The following is a 20106-nucleotide window of genomic DNA, read 5'->3' on the forward strand; positions in this document are numbered from 1 at the left end:
TCTGTATAATAACATGCCGAGAATTTGGTTGGCAACTTTTCCAAAAGATGATCGTTTATATGATAGAGTTAATAGAGCATCTTTTATGATACGGGAGGGAATCTCTTTATGAAGCAAAACAAATACGATGAAGCCGAGTTTTTCGGCAATTACAGTCAGATGGCCCGATCAACCCAAGGGCTGGAGGCTGCTGGCGAGTGGCATGAACTGCAAACGATGCTGCCTGAATTAAAGGGTAAGAACGTACTGGATCTGGGGTGCGGCTTTGGTTGGCACTGTCGATATGCACGTGAGCAACAGGCTAGTTCTGTGGTTGGCGTGGATTTGTCTGAAAATATGTTGCAACGGGCACGCGAGATGACGGATGATCCTCATATCGAGTACCAGCGTATGGCGATTGAGGATATTGATTTTGCACCGGGACAATTTGATGTGGTGATCAGCTCACTGGCTTTGCACTATATCGAGCGTCTGGATCAGGTATACGCCAAAATCAATGCATGTCTAGTCCAAGGAGGTAAGTTTGTCTTGTCTGCGGAACATCCCATCTTCACGGCCCGGGCGGAGCAGGACTGGCATTATGGACCTCAGGGTGAAATACTGCACTGGCCCGTGGATCATTATCAAGAGGAAGGGCAGCGGGTAGCGAACTTTCTGAACCAGGATGTGGTAAAATATCATCGTACGATGGCGACTCATCTGAATGAATTGATTCAAGCTGGTTTTGTCATTCAACAGGTAGCCGAGTCCAAGCCATCCCCTGAGATGATGGAACAGGTTCCCGGTATGTCAGATGAGAGTCGTCGACCGATGTTTCTGATGATTGCCGCGGTTAAGGCTTGAGCAGCAGCTTCGGCATCAAAATGAAGTTTATGGGTTTTAAACTAGATAGACCAGCGCGTTCAGTGCATCTGGACCTTGCTGGTTTATTTTATTTTGCAGGAAATAAACCGTTTGGGAACCAAACCCGAATGGACGCAGTCTTATTAAGTGAGGTGAACATCAGTTGGACTATCAATATCTGGCACACGTTCAGACGATCGACAATTACACACTTAGCAGCATGATGGATGATTACGGGAACGACGTATGGAACTATGCGTACTTTCTGACCAAAAGTACCGAGCAGGCGGATGAATTGTCACAAGAGGTGTTTATCCGGGCGTATTCCGGGATCGCCCATTTTCGAGGAGAATGCTCATTGAAGACATGGCTGCTGACCATTACTAGGAACACGACATTTACATACCGGAAGTCCAGATTTTTTCGCAGCAGTTTATGGGGAGAGACACTGCCAATCCACACGGAACAGGTGAATACGAGCATGGGTGAGATGAAGCCTGAAAAATTGGTTCACCCCTCTGCCGAAGCCGAGGCGATCAGCAGGGAGCACGTTCACGAAATCTGGGACATCATTATGGCTCTGCCGGACAAATTCCGGGAATTGCTTTTGCTGCATCTGAAGTATGAGCTTACGACGGGTGAAATTGCGGAAATGCTTGGCATCAGCGCGGGAACGGTCAAATCGCGACTGTCCAGGGTGAAGGCCAAAGTACGGAAACAGTGGGAGGAGCGAAGCGAATGAAACATATGGATGACGAATGGGAAAAAGTAGTCAGACAGGAGCCGTTTGCGGAGTCTCCTTTTACCGAGGAGCATAAGCAGAACGTACTTCGCCAGGTAGCCTGGCTCAAATCGGGATCTGGACAGAAAATGAGTGATGTTGGGGATAAGTCCACCGAGCAAAACACCCTGCCCAATCAACACAGACGCCGTCTTCGCTCCCATAAAGCCGTTATGGCGTGCACGACGATTGCAGCCGTGGCAGCGGCGGTCATTCTCTGGAACGGACAGATTGTGGAGCCTGTAATTGAAAAAGTATATCCCACAGCAGCGCTGCAATATACGGATGATGCCGGCATGAGCCTGCTCACTGACAAGATGAAAAAGAATGTAGCCGTCACGATGCGAGACTATCTTGGCAAACAATTACTTATAACCAAAGTGAAGGACCTGCCTGTCTCTGGAAGAGTCTCCGTCGAGGCTGGAAAAGAAGGCGATGCAGAATATGCGTTGGTCTGGCTTGATGCGGCAACAGGCAATCTACGTGAGGTACAGATGAGACGGGAGATGTCGGCTAATGAGCTAGAGCATCGTTATTTGCGTCAGATTCCTTCACTGCTTCAAGGCATTGGTGGGGACCCTGCTCTCACACCAATATCAGCCAATCGATATGTGGGAATGAAGCAGGGCGAATTAGAGCCGGAATCATATACTACTCTATCGTTAGAGAATGAAGAAAGCTATGGAGAGATCATTTGGTTGCAGGATGCAGCGATCTCCGTTTCAGGCGATGTCCAACCTGATCAAGTTTCCCAAACTGCTTTAACGTATGCAGAGGATTCCATTGAGGCGTTTACTGGCAACGCTGATCTTGATCTGACAAGCATACACCGGACCAAAGATGATGAAAATGGTAGAGATATCATTATTTTTAGCTTTGAAAATAACTATTTTGTTCAGACGACTGAAGGTACTTTGGGTATTAATTATGCCGTTATAGATGCGAATTCTTATCAAAAAGACTATACTACCTGGGAAGAAGTGGAGGCTTATCATGAGAAGCTTCTTCAAGTAAAAGAATCGACCCTCAGGGAAAAGGTAGAACCTTTAATTAAAAAAATATTCAAAGTTGATCTTCAAGCATATAAACTCCATCGAAATACCGAAGCCCCGGGAATCGTTACATTTGAACTGGACTCGACAAGGGATGTTTTTCAGATTCGATATAACGAGGATGCTCGTATTACGATGATCACAAGGGATGCCAACCTCTAAGACTTGATTCCATATGGTACAATCAATTTAATAGATGGATGGAGCATAAGGAGCATAACGATGAAATATTTGGTGAGTTCATGTCTTGCTGGCGTAGCCTGCCGTTACAACGGAACAGCGAGTCTGGATGCAAAGATTCAGGAGCTTGTGGAGCAGGAACAGGCGAAGATGGTCTGCCCGGAGCTGCTTGGAGGATTTTCCACCCCGCGGGAGCCAGCTGAAATTATCGGCGGTACGGGTAAGGATGTGCTGGCAGGAACAGCCAAGGTAATTGAGAAGAGTGGCAAGGACGTCACGGATCTGTACATTAAAGGAGCCTACCAGACACTTGAATGGGCGCAAAAAATGGATGTCAGCTGTGTGGTGCTCAAAGAATTCAGTCCCTCCTGCGGTACACAGATGATCTACGATGGCAACTTTGCCAACCACAAAGTCGTGGGCGAAGGGGTTACTTCTGCTTTGCTGCGCCAAGAGGGATTTACGGTTATCTCGGAAAATAAGTTCATGGAACAGCTATAATTGTCGTAATCATATTCATCTCTGATACGAATTACAGGTAAGTCGCCTTGGGGAGCAGCAGATCCATGGCGACTTGTTTTTTTTGTTACAACAGGGCATGCACTTGATTATTGAAAAAACCTTGCCAGAAATAATTGTTACTTTTATATACTAAGAAACATTATTGTGCGTACTTTTATATTTTGATTATAACCTCTAAAATAACACTCAGGTATTCAGGTTCAGACCATAAACATGAACATAAACAAGAAAAGGATGTGCAGATCATATGGAATCCTCGGCAAAAGCCATTACGAAAGAAAACATTTTGAACGCTTACTATTTTCGGCATGCAACCAAACAGTTTGATGCTTCACGTATCATTTCGGCAGAAGATTTTGAGTTTATTCTAGAAACGGGGCGGTTGTCGCCAAGCTCAATTGGTTTGGAACCATGGAAATTTCTGATTGTGCAGAACCCGGACTTGCGCAAGCGTCTGTCCGAAGTTTCTTCCGGGGCTCAGAAACAATTGGCGAAGGCCAGCCATTTTATTGTTATTCTGGCGCGGTCTGATGCGAGTTATAACTCGCCTTACGCAGAATATATGCTGAAAGAAATCAAGGGCATGCCAGATGACGTATTTGAGTTGACCCGTGAAGCTTATGGCAAGTTCCAAAAGAACCAACGAATGCTTGAGAACCCGCGTACTTTATTTGACTGGGCGTCGAAACAGACTTATATCGCTCTCGGTAATATGATGACTGCGGCAGCGCTGATTGGTATCGATTCCTGCCCAATTGAAGGGTTTAACTATGAGGGTGTACATCGTATTCTGGAAGAGGAAGGTCTGTTGGAGGATGGACTATGGGATGTTTCCGTCATGGCAGCCTTTGGTTATCGTGCGGAAGATCCGCCACGCGAGAAATCCCGTCAGCCTTTGGATAAAGTCACGCAGTGGCTTGATTAAAGCTTCACGTGATCTGATGTTTATATAGTAATGAACGTGCCCCGGTTCTTCCTCAATGGAAGGTCTAGGGCTCGTTCATTAAAAAAAGCTTGAATATAAATAGGTGTCTATGTAAAGTTACGGCTTATCAGTCCATGCTGGAACAAGTAAAAGAAACGGTCAGCACCAAGTTCTAAACGTATACACATGTATTTATTGGCAGGCCGGTTCGTTCGTCGAATCCGTCTGTTTGGTTTGCAAAATGAAAGAAAGGCGGTATAATCTTACCCATGGAACCTATACTCATTTTCAAAGCATTATCCAACGAGACACGCCGACAGATTCTGTTGTGGCTCAAAAACCCGGAGCAACACTTTCCACCGCTGGAGTTATCCCAGCATCCGGATGCAGGAAAGAGCGGCATATGTGTTGGAACGATTCAGGTGAAGGCCGGACTGGCTCAATCCGTCATATCCAGCTATCTGCTGACCATGCTCAAAGCCGGGTTGCTGATCTCCGAGCGCAGGGGACAGTGGACGTATTATCGCCGCAACGAAGAAACCATTCGTCAATTTGCCGAGTACGTACAACACGAGTTATAAGCCGGACGCCGAGACGGAAGCAAGAATGCAGGTGCAGGCGGGTATTCCGTCCGGATGTAAACGGCTTGAGGAGCAGCTCTGCCACATCATTTTTTTGTGCTTTTACATCTATATATCTGGATATACAAAAATAAAAATATACCCACAGAGGAGAAATTTCTATTATGTCTACCGAAAACACAGCTTCATCCCATAAAAAACATATTAACGACGTTAAATTGTCCATTCTGGATTTGGCCCCTGTCGTTGTGGGGGCGACGCCTGCGGATGCGCTTCGCAACAGTCTGGATCTTGCTCAGCACGCAGAGCGTTGGGGATATCACCGTTACTGGGTAGCGGAACACCACAACATGCCGGGCATCGCTTCTTCCGCGACTTCGGTTGTCATTGGTTACCTTGCAGGTGGAACGAAGACCATTCGTCTCGGTTCAGGTGGAATCATGCTGCCTAACCATGCTCCGCTTGTAATTGCCGAGCAGTTTGGCACACTGGAGTCCCTGTATCCAGGCCGTATTGACCTTGGGCTGGGCCGTGCACCAGGAAGTGACCGACGCACGTCTCTCGCTTTGCGCAAAGACCTGAACAGCGGTGAAGATTTCCCCGAATTGCTGGCTGAGCTTAGAGCATATTTCGATGCTTCTGCTACATCGTATCATGCGCCTGTTCGCGCAGTACCCGGTGAAGGATTGAATATCCCGATTTACCTGCTCGGCTCCAGTGATTTCAGTGCTCGTCTCGCAGGACAGCTGGGATTACCGTTTGCTTTTGCCAGCCACTTCTCACCGGATTACACCCGGATTGCACTTGAAACGTATCGGAGCAGTTTCCAGCCATCCGATCACTTGAAAGAGCCCCATGTTATTGTGGGTGTAAATGCAGTCGTTGCGGATACCGACGAAGAAGCCGCATGGCTTGGTACGACGATGCAGCAGCAGTTCCTGAACATTATTCGTGGCACAACCGGATTGGTGCAGCCACCAGCCGATATGGAAGGCAAATGGACGGATCGTGAGAAAGCTGGTGTAGAGCAGACGCTGAAAGCAGCTGTAAACGGTTCTCCAGAGACCGTGCGTGGTCAACTGGAATCATTTATTACTCAGACACAGGCGGATGAGCTGATTATTACGTCGATGATTTATGATCATCAGGCACGCCTACACTCGTACGAGCTGATCGCTCAACTTGCGGGAAAAGCATAAACAAAAGCATAAACGTAACAGCGGACGTGAACATAAGGCTCGGACGCCGCTGACATATTAACGGTTTGTCTCTTCGGAGGCGAGCCGTTTTTTGGTAGGGATATTTTTCAAAGGAGACCTATGGGGCAGAAGGTTCTTTTTAGGGTAAAATGAACTTACCGTTCTAATTTGAAACGGTTAAACAGCCCCATACGTATAAACTCAATGTGTTATACATATGTTGGCTTGTACAAGCAACTTTATGCGCAGTAAAGAAACATGCAGGTTTACAGCTTATGCTTTGATAAAGGATACATAAGAGAGGAAGACACGCCAATGGAGCAACCGGAGCAACCCCGCATCTGGCCAGATCGGTTTAAACGATTTTTTTTGAATAATAAGTTCGTCCTTTTTCTGTTAATTTTGCTGCTGGTAGGACTAAACGTGATGGTTCTTACCAAAGTATCCTTTGTTTTGCACCCGCTCGCGGTGCTGATCAAGACGATCGTGCTGCCGATTATTCTGTCGGGTATTCTCTATTACCTGTTGAATCCGATTGTGGATGTCATGGAAAAGTGGAAGATCAAGCGTGGCTGGTCCATTCTGATCTTATATCTGGCTATCGGAGGCATCCTGACAGTCGTGGTACTGGCGGTCATTCCGGTCGTACGTAACCAGATTATGGGGCTGATTGAAAACTTCCCAACGTACAGTGAGACGGTAAAGCATCAGTTTGAAGAACTTACGGGCAGTCAGCTGTTCAGTCAGTTCCAGGAAACGGTGAATCTGAATTCTCAGGACTGGTGGGGCACGATCTCCCAGAAAGCCACTGAAATTCTGAACTCGACCTGGACCAAATTGGGCGGATTCCTCGGAGCGTTCACCGAGACGGTGTTATCCATTGTAACGGTTCCGTTTATCCTGTTCTATCTGTTGAAAGACGGCAAGAAGCTTCCATCGAAAATTCTGTCTTTCCTGCCTATCAAGAGTCGTACAGGTGCAATGCATGTGCTGGAAGACATTAATCACCAGATCAGTTCGTTCATTCGTGGACAGATTATCGTCAGCTTCTGCATTGGTATTCTGCTCTACATCGGTTATATGATTATTGGTCTGGACTATGCGCTGATTCTTGCGATTATCGCATCCTTCACGAGTGTTGTACCGTACCTGGGACCTGCAATCGCGATTACGCCTGCGTTGATCGTGGCTCTGGTCACTTCTCCGCTCATGCTGCTGAAGATGGTAGTGGTGTGGACGGTCGTGCAATTAATTGAGGGTAAATTCATCTCACCTCAGATTATGGGCAAAACGCTTAAAATTCACCCCATTACCATTATCTTTGTCATCCTGACTTCAGGTAATCTGTTCGGTGTAGTGGGCATTCTGCTGGCCGTTCCAGGATACGCGGTGCTGAAAGTATGTGTGTCGCATATCTTCAACTGGTTCAAGGAAAGATCCGGCCTGTATGATCCGAAGAATAACAATCTATTGTAACCGGAGTGGGCATATCCGTAGCTAGATCCATGATAAACTTCCTTTTCTGGCAAAACGGTGCTCTTAATCAACAGAACCCCCGTCCATCGGCTAACGGCCGAGAGGCGGGGGTTCTGTTGTGTGAACAGGCAGGCTAATGCCTAGCTATGTTTAATATGCTGAAGCGTCTGCAGGAAGATCTGCTCAATGTGTGCATCATCCAGAGAATAATACACGGTCTTGCCTTCTTTGCGCCGCTTGACAATCCGCATGTTGCGGAGTGATCGCAGCTGGTGCGAAATGGCCGACTGTCCCATATCGAGCAGCACCGTCAGATCGTGCACACATAATTCCTTCTGCAACAGCGCATCAATAATACGAAGCCGTGTCGGGTCGCTGAAAGCCTTGAACCAATCAGCCATCTCCGAAGAGGTCTCGCGATCCATGAGAGAAGCACGAATGGTTTGCACGTCAGCCTCTGTTCCAGAGCAGGCCGCGTCGCATTCGGCTGGAGCTTTAACCGGTTGTTCCATTTCCTATCACCACCTATATTAACTCAACCTTTGATTTGATCAAATGTTCTTCGATAAGCCTATTATATCCAAAAAACGTCTAAAGCGAAATGATTACTATTAGCATATTCTGTATGGAAAATCAACTGGAATTGTTGACACTCGTGTTTAAGCGTGCATATAATAGGGTTAACAAAACATATGAATGATTGCTCATATATTGATTGTAACATAAAAAATTACGGAAAATAATCATGCTTTACGTACTGCAAAGGGGAGAGTTCACATGGGAACCGGACAGGAACAGGTGAAAAGGGAACTGCTGCTGGATGGATTGGATTGCGCGAACTGTGCATTGAAGATTGAGAATGGCGTCAAAAAAATTAAAGGCATTACCGATTGCTCGGTCAATTTTGTGACCAAAACCTTATCCATGCACACCACATCCGATATGGATGAGCAGGTGGTGGAAGAAGCGAAACGCAAAGTGCTTCGGCTGGAGCCGCATATTCGTATTTCGGAAAAAGGTAAATCATCACAAGGCAGTCGTGGTGCTGCTGATTCAATAAATCACGCCAACCGCAATGTGCACGCACATACAGACAGCGGGGCTCACACGCATGAGCATACTCCGAGTGGGCTCGATCATGCTGGTCACTCCCATGACCATGACCACGGTCATCATCACGGAGCCCAAGCTCACACGCATGATCATGGAAGTCATGCCGGACATGATCACGGTCATGCGGACGGTCACGATCATGACGCGCATGCCGGACACTCACATGAACATGGCGCTGGGCAGACGAAGGTGCTGCTGGCACGCCTGGCGGCTGGCTCCGTTCTGGTGGCAGCCGCGATCTGGTCTCCGCTGGAAGGATGGGCGCAGCTTGCACTCTATGTTGTCGCTTATCTAATCGCAGGGGGAGATATCGTTCTCCAGGCGTTCAAAAATATTATTCGCGGTCAGGTATTCGATGAATACTTCCTGATGTCTGTGGCTACCATCGGTGCTTTTGCCATTGGTCAATACCCCGAAGGTGTTGCGGTTATGCTCTTCTATCAGCTCGGTGAGCTGTTTCAGGGGCTGGCGGTTAATCGGTCAAGGAAGTCGATCCAGTCGCTTATGGATATTCGCCCGGACTATGCGAATATGCTGATTGGCTCGGGAGAAGAGACCAAGCGAGTGTCGCCGGAAGAAGTACGTATTGGAGATCGCATTTTGGTTAAAGCGGGTGAGCGAGTACCTCTGGACGGGATTGTTAAGGCAGGTCGTTCCATGGTGGACACTTCCGCTCTGACAGGAGAGTCAGTTCCGCGTGAACTGGAACCTGGTAGTGATGTACTGAGTGGGTTCGTGAACAAAAACGGAATGTTAACTATTGAAGTAACAAAAACTTTTGGTGAATCCACGGTATCCAAAATTCTGGACCTGGTGCAGAATGCGAGTAGCCGCAAAGCCAAAACGGAACATTTTATTAGCAAATTTGCCCGTTATTATACGCCGGTTGTCGTCATTCTTGCCGCTTTGATTGCGCTCGTTCCGCCACTGATGCTCAGTGGTGCGACATTCGCCGATTGGATCTATCGTGCACTGGTCTTCCTCGTGATCTCTTGTCCGTGTGCGCTGGTCGTTTCCATTCCGCTTGGTTTTTTCGGGGGCATCGGAGCTGCCTCGCGTAACGGTATACTCATCAAAGGAAGTAACTACCTTGAAGCATTGAACGATGTTAAAGTCGTTGTTTTTGATAAAACGGGTACACTAACCAAAGGTGTTTTCAAAGTAACAGCTATTCGCCCTGAAGGTGGGCGTAACGAAGATGAATTGATGGAGCTTGCCGCAATTGCCGAGGCCCATTCCAATCATCCGATTGCTGAATCCATTCGCGCAGCTTGGGCAAAGGATATTCGGACCCAGGGTGTGGATGATTACGATGAGGTTGCAGGGCATGGTATCAAAGTCAGTGTAGATGGACGTGAAGTGCTTGCTGGTAACGCCAAATTGATGGAGCAGGCAGGTATCTCCTACACGACTCCACAAACCGTAGGCACGGTGGTGCACGTTGCCGAATCCGGTTCGTATGTCGGTCACCTGATCATTGCCGATGAGGTGAAGGATGATGCAGCGGCAGCTATTCAGGCACTCAAGAAGCTTGGTATCCGCAAAACAGTGATGCTAACAGGGGATGCCAAGGCTGTTGGTGAAGCTGTAGGGCGTGAGCTGGGTGTCGATGAAGTATACGCTGAGCTGTTGCCACAGCATAAAGTCGAACAGCTGGAGCGCCTCGAAGCTGCTAAATCACCGAAGGAGAAAATGGTGTTTGTCGGTGATGGCATTAACGATACACCAGTTCTGGCGCGTGCCGATGTTGGTGTAGCGATGGGTGGACTTGGTTCGGATGCCGCAATTGAAGCGGCAGACGTTGTCATCATGACGGATGAACCATCCAGACTGGCAAGTGCGATCCGGATTGCAAAACGAACACGAACTATTGTCTGGCAAAATATAGGTTTTGCGTTGGGTGTCAAAGCGATCTTCCTGCTACTGGGTGTGTTCGGAATTGCCACCATGTGGGAAGCAGTATTCTCTGATGTAGGGGTGACCGTGCTGGCTGTCCTTAATGCCATGCGTGTACTACGGGTGAAGGACATCTAAGTTTTACGAAACGATCCGGACGGCTCTTCGTATATACGTAGAGCCGTTTTTTTGTTTTAATATCTGTGGTGTATTTTTAATGGAGTTAGGGGAGGACATTGTGGCAGGAGCAATTGTTGGTTTGATATGCGGTGTATGTTATTTCGTATTGGGGTTAATGGTTTACAAAAAACCGCCGAAAAAAATTAATGGCATATATGGTTACCGCACCCCGCGCGCGATGAGTAACCCGGAATTGTGGGAAGAAGCACAACGATATAGCGCCAATCTGATGATGCAGTTTGGTGTGATTATTACGGTGTTTGGTATTCTCGGTTTCTGGTTTACCGATGTACAAGCATTGGTTCTAAGTCTCTTCGCTGTTGTGTTCTATACGGTACGACTGTTTACTAAGGTTGAAGGCCGCTTGAAGGAAATGCAGCGTGTCCAGCAACAGGGACAGAAGAAGCAAGGCGCATAGAGGCATGATGTGAATTCGATCTGAACGAAAGATCCGCGAGAGCGGATCTTTTTTGCATCTTATAGAGGCGGAGGATAACAGATAACTGCTTTTAACAACGTATTGTAAAAATTACCACTACGATAATCTGTTCATGTTTGAGACATACTACATATTCGAGCCAAAAATCTAACGTTGACGTTAACGTTAATAATATATATAATTATGTACATAACATTATAGACATATTAAAGTGAGGTGAAGGAAATGAGTTTATATAAAATCGATGACGTAGCCAAGGAATGTGGTTTGACCAAGCGTACCATTCGGTATTACGAAGAGATCGGTGTTATGCCGTCACCTCAGCGGACGGACGGTGGCACTCGATTATACACCCGGGAAGATATCGATTATCTCAAAAAGGTGGTTCGGGCGAAGGAAGTGCTTGGTTTCTCACTTCAGGAGCTGCATACCTATGTGGCAACGGCAGATGCACTGAACGAACAGCGTTTTGACTACCAGCAGACCACTGAAGTGAGAGAACGGATCGAGAAGCTCACCAAGATGGAAACGACGTTGGATGACCAGCTGCAGCTGATCGAGCAGAAACTTCAGAGCATTCACGCCGTTCAGGAGGAACTTGAGGAGTTGCGTGAACGGGTTCAGAACGGCATTCGACGATTAGAAGGGCACGAGAATGACACATAACTGAGTATTCCACGATTAGCACCGGGAGATCCGGTGTCATTTGTGCCGTTTTCTTTCCTAAATTTCTGAAAATAATGATGAGAATTTCATTCTTTTTTCACAATTTGTTTCACAACATAAATTATGAACCAGGAGGAATCACGTATGAAAAGAGAACCCTCATTACCTGACGAATTGCCGTCATCCCGTGGAGGTCTGTTATCCCAGCCCAGAGCGGTATGGGCAGTAGCCTTCGCCTGTATCATCTCCTTTATGGGATTAGGATTGGTCGACCCGATTTTGCCTGCGATTGCCGATCAGCTGCATGCTTCCAAAAGCCAGGTATCTTTATTGTTTACAAGTTATAACGCGGTTACCGGGGTAGCCATGCTGATTACAGGTGTTGTATCCAGCCGGATTGGTGTGAAGTGGACACTGCTCAGCGGGATTTTGCTGATCATTGTTTTCTCTTTCCTCGGCGGGACCTCTGACACTGTAGGTGCTCTCGTCGGTTACCGTGGTGGTTGGGGACTAGGGAATGCCCTGTTCATCGCAACCGCATTATCCGCTATTGTAGGACTGTCCACTTCGGGGACAGCCAAAGCGATTATTTTATACGAAGCAGCGCTTGGTCTGGGGATTGCCGTTGGTCCATTGCTCGGTGGTGAACTGGGTTCCATCTCATGGCGTGGCCCGTTCTTTGGTGTAGCTGTTCTGATGGCGATTGCTTTTATCAGTATTACGTTTATGCTGCCTAAGATGGCCAAACCGAAAACGCGCAGTTCCTTGTCCGATCCGTTCAAGGCTCTGGGTTATCCTTCACTGAAAACATTGGCGATTACGGCCTTCCTGTATAACTTTGGTTTCTTTACCTTGATGGCTTATTCACCTTATGTCATGAATCTGGATGAGCACGGACTTGGTTATGTATTCTTCGGTTGGGGTTTGATGCTGGCAATTACGTCTGTATTTGTTGCACCAAGACTGCAACGTCGATTCGGATCGGTTCCTTCCATGAGCGTCATGCTGACCCTATTCGCCTTAGATTTGCTGGTGATGGCTGTGGGTACGGTGATGGGATCATCCACAACGGTTATTGTGGCCGTTATTGTGGCCGGGATTTTCCTTGGGATCAACAACACATTAATTACGACGGCAGTTATGGAAGCTGCACCAGTTGAACGTTCTGTGGCATCGGCTGCATACAGCTTTGTCCGGTTCCTTGGAGGTGCGTTGGCACCTTGGCTTGCTGGTAAATTGTCCGAGTGGTTCCTGCCGGAGACACCGTTTTATTTTGGCGCATTGATGGTCCTGATTGGGGTCGTTGTGCTTCTGGTACGCCGCAGACATCTGCGTGATATCGATGCTGCCATTACGCATCATTAATGAACAGGAGGAATGGAAAATGCTGAAACGAATATTGGTTGCTGTCGATGGGTCGGACCATGCACACAAAGCTCTGGAGCAAGCTGTTGTTCTGGCAGAAAGTCTGAAACAAACGGCTTCCTTGCTTATTGTACATGTTAATCCTTCGATCTCGCTAAATGAGCCCGCACTGGGTGTAGATCTGGAAGCGCGGATCGCTGAAGAAGGGCAGCATATCATACAACCCGTTAATGAATTGTTAGCCGCTCGTTCTGTTCATTATGAAACATTGCTGATTGCTGGTGATCCCGTGAATGAGATCGGCCGTGTAGCGAAGGATAGAGACTGTGATCTCATTGTGATGGGAACGGCCGGAAAAAGCATGCTCGCTGAAATCGTCGTGGGCAGTGTCAGCCACGGCGTCTTGAAACATGCAGGATGTCCGGTGATGACTGTCAAATAGTGGTATGACTTTCTTGTGTTGATGATGCTAAAGTGGTGTATAAATAGGTATGGGAAAACTCTGCGTTAAACATGAATGGAGGATACAACAATGAAAAAACAACATCTGTTCATCGGGGGCAAGCCCACCGAATCAGTAGACTATATAGCACTTCAGGCACCGTACTCGAAAGAAACACTGGCAGAAGTATCCTCAGCGTCAGCTGAGGAAGTTGAAGCAGCGATTGTCGCTGCAGTTCAGGCGGGCAAAGAGATGCGCAGAATGCCTGCCTATAAGCGTGCAGACGTCCTTTACAAGCTGTCCACCCTGCTGGAAGAACGGAAGGAAGAAGCAGCACGGATAATTGCACTGGAGGCAGCGAAGCCGATTACTGCGGCGCTCGCCGAGGTTGATCGTACGGTGGAAACGTATCGTTTCGCCGCAGAAGAAGCCAAGCGGCTCACCGGAGAGACGGTTCCCATGGACGCAGCCAAAGGCGGAGAAGGACGTGTAGGCTACACGATGCGGCAGCCTTTGGGCGTTATTGGAGCGATTACGCCGTTTAATTTTCCGATGAACCTGGTGGCTCACAAAGTAGGACCGGCGCTGGCAGCAGGCAATACAATTGTATTGAAGCCTGCGGAGCAGACGCCGTTGTCTTCGTATTATATTGCCAATTTGCTTCAGGAAGCGGGATTACCGGATGGCGCATTGAATGTGGTGAGCGGTGACGGCAAAACGATTGGTGATGTACTTGTAGAGCATCCTGACGTGGCCCATATTACGTTTACAGGCAGCCCCGCTGTAGGTACCAGCATTCGCAGCAAAGCCGGACTGAAACGCGTAACATTGGAGCTGGGGTCAAATGCAGCCGTCATTATAGACGCGGATGCCAATTTGGACAACGTGGTACCGAGATGTGTGACCGGGGCTTTTACTTACCAAGGTCAGGTATGTATCTCGCTGCAGCGGATTTATGTGCACAGCGCGATCGCGGATGAGTTCATTCGTCGTTTTGCTGAAGCAGCCCAAAAAGTCGTGGTTGGAGACCCGTTGAATCCGGATACCGTTGTCTCTGCGCTCATCACTTCCAAAGATGTACAGCGTACACTGGATTGGATTGATGAGGCCAAGCAGGCAGGCGCTAAGGTTGCAGCAGGCGGTGAAGCTGAGGGAGGCGTATTGCGTCCAACTGTGCTTGTTAACGTTCCTCGTGATGCCAAGGTGTCTTGTCAGGAGGTCTTTGCCCCGATTGTTGTCATTAATACGGTGGATTCGGTTGAAGAAGGCATTGAGCATGTGAATGATTCCATCTATGGGCTTCAGGCGGGTGTATTCACCAATGATATTCATACTGCTTTGCATGCAGCGGACCACATCGAAGCTGGCGGCGTGATGATTAATGATATTCCCACTTTCCGTGTAGATCATATGCCTTATGGCGGTGTGAAGCAGAGCGGGATGGGGCGTGAAGGTGTCAAATATGCCGTAGAGGAAATGACCGAATTGAAGTTTGTTATGTTTAACAAGAATTAAATATCCACTCATAGGACGAGCGGATATTCGAGATGAAATAGAACAAGGTGATCCTGTGCCCAAGTTAGTGGGTGCAGGATTTTTTTCTTTTCTACATCCAGTCCTTACCGTAAAAAAAATACATAGCCTTTCTTTATTAACCCCGGGTTCACATCTGATGAGAAGGGTATAAATACTTATCATACCGCAAATCTACCAATTACATGTCGTTCATATCACTGAAGCGTTGTGTATCCATCCAGAGAAATGAACGGATTACTGGGGTACGGAATTGTTGAAAGTCTTATAATCTCTCACTTGAATTTAAATAAAATGCAGTATGAACAAGCCTGAACCTAGGAGTTACAGGCCAGACAGGAGGTGTATTCAAATGGCATATTCCATGGTTGATGTATCCGGGATGTCCGGTGTAAGTCTGAGTGAATTGGGACAGTACGCAGAGACAGGTCTGCTGAATCCAGCCTTCGTGGGTCAAGATGAGGGTATCTACTATGAGAAGCCAGAGCTGCTGAGACTACAGCAGATTCTGTTCTGTAAAGAAGTAGGCATGGAGGAGGAAGAGATCGGCCCCATGCTCAGGGATACTCCCCGTGACATGATCCGTATTATGCAGCAGCATCGGATCGAGATGCTGGAGAAGGCACTTCATCTGCACGGAATGATTCAGACACTGGACAAAACCATCTCCTATTTACGTGGAGAGCAGGAACTGGATGAGTACAAACTGTACGCTGGTTTTTCGAATAAGGGGCGTCACCAGCTTTTGAATGAAACGACCTCTGACCATGCGGCAAAGAATGACTATTATGAACAGTTGCAGACAGAGGCCAGTCAGAAGTACAGCGCCAATACCCCGGAGTCATCCACACTGCCTGAGGGTCAGGAGATGAAGTCGAAGGAAGATTTTCTCGATTCACAGGCGAAGATTGACCGGATTCACTTGGACTTGCAGGGCGCTATTGAGGATGGGTTAGAACCCGCCAGTTCGGAAGTACAGCAGATTATTGGCAGACATCTCGATTGGATCAAGGATTATTACACCCCAACGGCAGAGATTTACCGTGATCTGGGCAATCTGTACGTCGAGCACAAAAATTTTCGCCAGATGTATGATGGTTACCACCCCAAGTTGGCCGAGTTTTTACGAGATGGGATGATGATTAAGGCGGAACAGGATTTATCCTAGATGCATAAAGTATCATGGGCGAGCAGAACATGGGTGTGAAGAAAAATAATCATAACAAAGAGCGCAGATCCTCTAGGAGGAGTGCGCTCTTTGTTATTGCATATCATCGTAAAACCGATGAACTCTCCATCGGCTTAAGACCTTACTTCAGGCAGTTAGGATAACTCCAGCTGCTCTGTAATCAGGCTTACCGCCTTTTCCAGGAAGACGCGGTCTTCATCGTCAAAACGGTTTTTGAGCGGGCTATCGATGTCGAGCACCCCGTACAATTCGCCGTTTTTGATAATGGGTACAACGATTTCACTGTTCGATGCGGCATCACAGGCGATATGGCCTGGAAAGGCATGAACATCTTCAACGACCATCGTACGTCGTTCCGCAGCAGAAGTGCCGCATACACCGCGTCCAAGTGGAATACGGATGCAGGCAGGAAGTCCCTGGAATGGACCGAGTACAAGTTCTTTTCCATCATACAGATAGAATCCGACCCAATTGGTATCGGTCATAAATACATTGAGCAACGCCGCAGCGTTTGCCAGATTGGCAATATCGCTAGGTTCATCGCGGATCAGAGCACTTAACTGTCCCAGGACGGCGGTTTGCTGCTCGCTTCGTGTTCCTTCATAAGAAACAGCTTGAAACATGATGAATCACCCTCCCGAGCAAAAATGGTACTTATTTTCAAGATAGTGCAGAGCATGCGGTTAGTCAAGCGGAGGATTTCGGAAAGGGCAGGTCATGCATGAATATTCCTCCTGTTTCTCATCTTCCTGCGTGGGGTAAATACTTAGCAACCACGGCGGGCTACAACCCGGGAAGGAGCTTGGCTTATGCATGCAGAGGTACAGAATCTTTTTGTACGAATTCATCTTCTATATCTAGCCCAAAAACAGGATTTAACCGTTAGCGACGCACTGCCTCTATTGGAAGAACGGGGATATCGCGTTGGAGAACGGGAGATCAAGCAGGAGCTTGAGCATCTGACACAGGAGAACTTCCTAACCGCCCATGGAGATCAATGGAGCCTTACCGGGACTGGCATTGAGGAGTTTAAGGAAATCATAGCCGTGTTCGGCCGGGTTAGTGAGGAGCTGCTGGGGACGGGCAAGAAGACGTCTACAGCCTGACCAAATTGGGATAAGGTGTCCCGAAATAGGATGCAAACTTGAGTTGATCCATACGTACAACAAGACCGGGAGCGGAAGTGGCCCGGTTTTTTGACGTAATTACGATGATTGAACAGTTGCCATTCGGTGCAGGTTATGGTTAGATGGCTATTGAATATGAGGTCTGTGGGATAGATCGGAACGGAGTGTCTTTTCATGTATAAATGCAAAGGGAGAATTCCCGAACTAGAGACAGAAAGGCTGCGTCTACGCAAAATGCGCCGCCGGGATGCGGCCCAGATGTTCGCTTGCTGGTCAGACCGGGAGGTGACCCGGTATATGAATTTGGCGCCCATGATTGGGACAAGTGAGGCTGCGGATATGATTGGGCTGCTGAACCAAATGGCAGGAGAAGAGGAGGCGATTCGCTGGGGCATTGAACTCAAGGAAACGGGCCGGCTCATCGGAAGTTGCGGATATAACACATGGCAACTTGAAGGCGCATTCCGTGGGGAGATCGGTTATGAACTTGGGCGCGACTACTGGCGTCACGGTTATATGACGGAAGTATTTTCGGTTATGCTACCGTTTGGGTATGAGACGATGGGGCTCAATCGGATTGAAGCGCTGGTTGATCCGCGTAATCTCGCTTCGGGAGAGTTTCTGACGAACCGCGGTTTCACGCGGGAAGGCCTGCTGCGTCAGGTGCAGCATACGTCTACCGGATATAAGGATATGGTGATGTATTCATTGTTATACGATGAGTTTTTGCGTAAGAGAGATAAATAGAGAAAACAATATATAATTTTTTCACATTGAAATTTACACAATAACGAAGGGGCAGAACAAAGCTGGAGAAGCGTAGCGTTCGCATTTATCACCGGATTTTCCCTTTGAAGGGGATGAAAAAAATCTGGGGATAACAGCGATCGAAAGGTTGTTCTGGTTCGTAGTGGGCTGTGTAAATCAATGTTCCAAATTATATAGAGAATTGAAGAGAGAAGGGTTTGTGTGAATACAACCGGAGGTTTGAACCGCAGTTTCATCCTGGCGGGATTGCTGCTGGCGACTTTTTTGTCTGCAATTGAAGGTACAGTAATTGGTCCGGCAGGGCCAACCATTGTCAGTGAGTTGGGAAGTGTGCAGCTGTTGAGCTGGATTTTCACTGCTTATCTGTTAACGATGGCTGTGAGCACGCCGATTTTTGGCAAAATCAGTGATCTATACGGACGAAAGCCAGTATTCCTGATTGGCTGTGCCTTATTCTTACTGGGTTCGCTTCTGTGCTGCCTTTCGCAGAACATGGAGCAACTGATTATTTTTAGAGCGATTCAAGGGATTGGTGCAGGTGCGGTTGTGCCTGTTACGTTTACGATCATTGGTGACATCTATCGCCTTGAAGAACGGGGCAAAATACAGGGCTGGATTAGCTCCGTGTGGGGCATTTCATCTCTGGCCGGACCGCTGCTGGGCGGTTATTTCGTTGACAATCTGGGCTGGCAGTGGATTTTTGGGTTTAATTTGCCGTTCGGACTGCTGGCGATGTGGTTTGTATTCCGTTATTTGAAGGAAGAAATGTCTCCGCGTACCGCGAAAATTGACTATATGGGTGCGTTGACCTTTACCGTCGGCATCACAGCATTGCTCTTTGTATTGTCCGCAGGTGGACAGTATTATGCCTGGAGTTCTCCTATTATTGTGGGATTGAGTATCGTGGCTATTTTGTTTATGATTTTATTTTTTGTGGTGGAAAAAAGAGCCCAGGCTCCGATGGTACCTCTCCATCTATTCCGTATTCGGGACATCCGGGTGGCGAATATCGCCGGACTACTGACCAGTACTCTGATGATTGGCCTAACCAGTTATTTGCCACTTTGGGTACAGGGGGTTCGGGGCGGTAACGCGACCGAATCAGGGTTGTTGCTTGCACCGATGTCTGTTGGCTGGCTGATCGGTAGTGTACTTGCCGGCCGTCTGCTGATGAAAATTGGATCACGCTTAACAGCGGTGATTGGATTAACCGGGATTGCCATTGGATCGGGTGGACTCTTCCTGGTCGGTGGAACATCACCCCAAGCCGTACTGTTTATTTTGACCTTTATTTACGGACTCGGATTCGGATTTGCTTTTACGATATTCACGATCATTTCACAGTCGTCGGTTGGGTATAAAGAGCGTGGATCTTCGACGGCGCTACATACCTTTATGCGTACGCTCGGACAAACCATTGGTGCAGCAGCCTTCGGCACATGGTTGAATTACCGAATATCAACGTTGTCGAGCGAACAGCATCTGGCGGAAGCGGGGATCTCGGATGGGGATCTGAATCAACTGCTTGCTCCGCATACGGAAGCTGCTCTGTCGGATGACAAATGGGCGCTACTGCGTAACGTGTTGGAAGGAAGTCTGCATTCCTTGTTCGTCATCATGTTTGTCATTGCCATTATCTCATGGGTAACGACACTGGCCTTGCGCAAACGGTTAATCGTTCCCGAAAATGCAGATGCTCCGCCACAAGCACAAGCTTCAGGGAATTAAACGAAGTAAAATGAATAATTATTTGGATCAAGCAGCTGTTTCTCGGCTGCTTTTTTGTTTATTATTTTCTAGAAGGGATTATCTATAATTTAAAGTAATGG

General features: G+C 47.7%; 20 protein-coding genes. 18 read left to right on the forward strand and 2 right to left on the reverse strand.

Annotation, left to right across the window (positions count from 1 at the left end):
• The first annotated feature begins 108 nt into the window (after positions 1 to 108).
• The 8 genes from ACDJ58_RS01880 to ACDJ58_RS01915 all read left to right on the forward strand — a co-directional run bounded on the left by ACDJ58_RS01880 (position 109) and on the right by ACDJ58_RS01915 (position 7559).
• On the forward strand, positions 109 to 843 hold the full coding sequence (locus ACDJ58_RS01880) for a class I SAM-dependent methyltransferase (RefSeq protein WP_413375027.1): 735 nt from the start codon (positions 109 to 111) through the stop codon (positions 841 to 843).
• 163 nt (positions 844 to 1006) lie between these two features.
• Positions 1007 to 1585, forward strand: coding sequence for an RNA polymerase sigma factor (locus ACDJ58_RS01885; RefSeq protein ID WP_413375029.1), 579 nt, complete (start codon positions 1007 to 1009; stop codon positions 1583 to 1585).
• Positions 1582 to 2838: a hypothetical protein gene (locus ACDJ58_RS01890; RefSeq protein WP_413375031.1), complete on the forward strand. Its 1257-nt coding sequence runs from the start codon at positions 1582 to 1584 to the stop codon at positions 2836 to 2838. Before ACDJ58_RS01885 ends, ACDJ58_RS01890 begins: the two co-directional genes overlap by 4 nt.
• A 60-nt stretch (positions 2839 to 2898) precedes the next feature.
• Positions 2899 to 3357, forward strand: a complete 459-nt coding sequence (locus tag ACDJ58_RS01895; RefSeq protein ID WP_413375033.1) for a DUF523 domain-containing protein — start codon at positions 2899 to 2901, stop codon at positions 3355 to 3357.
• A 268-nt stretch (positions 3358 to 3625) separates the two neighbouring features.
• Positions 3626 to 4303, forward strand: a complete 678-nt coding sequence (locus ACDJ58_RS01900; RefSeq protein WP_413375035.1) for an NAD(P)H-dependent oxidoreductase — start codon at positions 3626 to 3628, stop codon at positions 4301 to 4303.
• A gap of 269 nt (positions 4304 to 4572) precedes the next feature.
• Positions 4573 to 4884 carry an ArsR/SmtB family transcription factor gene (locus ACDJ58_RS01905; RefSeq protein ID WP_063567799.1) on the forward strand — a complete coding sequence of 104 codons (312 nt, stop codon included), beginning with the start codon at positions 4573 to 4575 and terminating at the stop codon, positions 4882 to 4884.
• A gap of 164 nt (positions 4885 to 5048) precedes the next feature.
• A complete protein-coding gene (locus ACDJ58_RS01910; RefSeq protein ID WP_413375038.1) occupies positions 5049 to 6083 on the forward strand; it encodes an LLM class flavin-dependent oxidoreductase in 1035 nt (344 codons plus the stop codon).
• 315 nt (positions 6084 to 6398) lie between these two features.
• Entirely contained in the window at positions 6399 to 7559 is a 1161-nt protein-coding gene (locus ACDJ58_RS01915) for an AI-2E family transporter (protein ID WP_163758853.1), read from the forward strand.
• Between the two features lie 140 nt (positions 7560 to 7699).
• Here ACDJ58_RS01915 and ACDJ58_RS01920 read toward each other — a convergent pair whose 3' ends face one another.
• Complete coding sequence (locus tag ACDJ58_RS01920; RefSeq protein ID WP_076290511.1) at positions 7700 to 8071, reverse strand: ArsR/SmtB family transcription factor; 372 nt, start codon at positions 8069 to 8071, stop codon at positions 7700 to 7702.
• A 265-nt stretch (positions 8072 to 8336) separates the two neighbouring features.
• Here ACDJ58_RS01920 and ACDJ58_RS01925 point away from each other — a divergent pair, with 265 nt between their 5' ends.
• From ACDJ58_RS01925 to ACDJ58_RS01955, 7 genes are all read left to right on the forward strand, one after another.
• Positions 8337 to 10706, forward strand: coding sequence for a heavy metal translocating P-type ATPase (locus ACDJ58_RS01925; protein ID WP_413375041.1), 2370 nt, complete (start codon positions 8337 to 8339; stop codon positions 10704 to 10706).
• 100 nt (positions 10707 to 10806) lie between these two features.
• On the forward strand, positions 10807 to 11166 hold the full coding sequence (locus ACDJ58_RS01930) for an SdpI family protein (protein WP_413375043.1): 360 nt from the start codon (positions 10807 to 10809) through the stop codon (positions 11164 to 11166).
• Between the two features lie 246 nt (positions 11167 to 11412).
• Positions 11413 to 11853: a MerR family transcriptional regulator gene (locus ACDJ58_RS01935; protein ID WP_090999248.1), complete on the forward strand. Its 441-nt coding sequence runs from the start codon at positions 11413 to 11415 to the stop codon at positions 11851 to 11853.
• 144 nt (positions 11854 to 11997) lie between these two features.
• Positions 11998 to 13218, forward strand: coding sequence for an MFS transporter (locus ACDJ58_RS01940; RefSeq protein ID WP_413375045.1), 1221 nt, complete (start codon positions 11998 to 12000; stop codon positions 13216 to 13218).
• Between the two features lie 19 nt (positions 13219 to 13237).
• Positions 13238 to 13660, forward strand: coding sequence for a universal stress protein (locus ACDJ58_RS01945; RefSeq protein ID WP_413375047.1), 423 nt, complete (start codon positions 13238 to 13240; stop codon positions 13658 to 13660).
• A 90-nt stretch (positions 13661 to 13750) separates the two neighbouring features.
• Positions 13751 to 15175, forward strand: a complete 1425-nt coding sequence (locus ACDJ58_RS01950) for an aldehyde dehydrogenase family protein (RefSeq protein ID WP_413375049.1) — start codon at positions 13751 to 13753, stop codon at positions 15173 to 15175.
• A gap of 370 nt (positions 15176 to 15545) precedes the next feature.
• Entirely contained in the window at positions 15546 to 16361 is an 816-nt protein-coding gene (locus ACDJ58_RS01955) for a MerR family transcriptional regulator (protein ID WP_413375051.1), read from the forward strand.
• A 155-nt stretch (positions 16362 to 16516) separates the two neighbouring features.
• Here the strand turns inward: ACDJ58_RS01955 and ACDJ58_RS01960 are convergent, their stop codons facing one another.
• Complete coding sequence (locus ACDJ58_RS01960; protein WP_090999242.1) at positions 16517 to 17005, reverse strand: GAF domain-containing protein; 489 nt, start codon at positions 17003 to 17005, stop codon at positions 16517 to 16519.
• Positions 17006 to 17191: 186 nt separating this feature from the next.
• Here ACDJ58_RS01960 and ACDJ58_RS01965 point away from each other — a divergent pair, with 186 nt between their 5' ends.
• The 3 genes from ACDJ58_RS01965 to ACDJ58_RS01975 all read left to right on the forward strand — a co-directional run bounded on the left by ACDJ58_RS01965 (position 17192) and on the right by ACDJ58_RS01975 (position 20005).
• Entirely contained in the window at positions 17192 to 17488 is a 297-nt protein-coding gene (locus ACDJ58_RS01965; protein ID WP_413375053.1) for a hypothetical protein, read from the forward strand.
• Positions 17489 to 17683: 195 nt separating this feature from the next.
• The gene (locus ACDJ58_RS01970) at positions 17684 to 18256 is read left to right on the forward strand and encodes a GNAT family N-acetyltransferase (protein ID WP_413375055.1); all 573 of its coding nucleotides are present in this window, start codon (positions 17684 to 17686) and stop codon (positions 18254 to 18256) included.
• Between the two features lie 240 nt (positions 18257 to 18496).
• Entirely contained in the window at positions 18497 to 20005 is a 1509-nt protein-coding gene (locus ACDJ58_RS01975) for an MDR family MFS transporter (RefSeq protein WP_413379425.1), read from the forward strand.
• The last annotated feature ends 101 nt before the right edge of the window (positions 20006 to 20106 follow it).

Origin of the sequence: Paenibacillus taichungensis (assembly GCF_047302525.1) — a bacterium.
GTDB lineage: Bacteria > Bacillota > Bacilli > Paenibacillales > Paenibacillaceae > Paenibacillus > Paenibacillus taichungensis_B.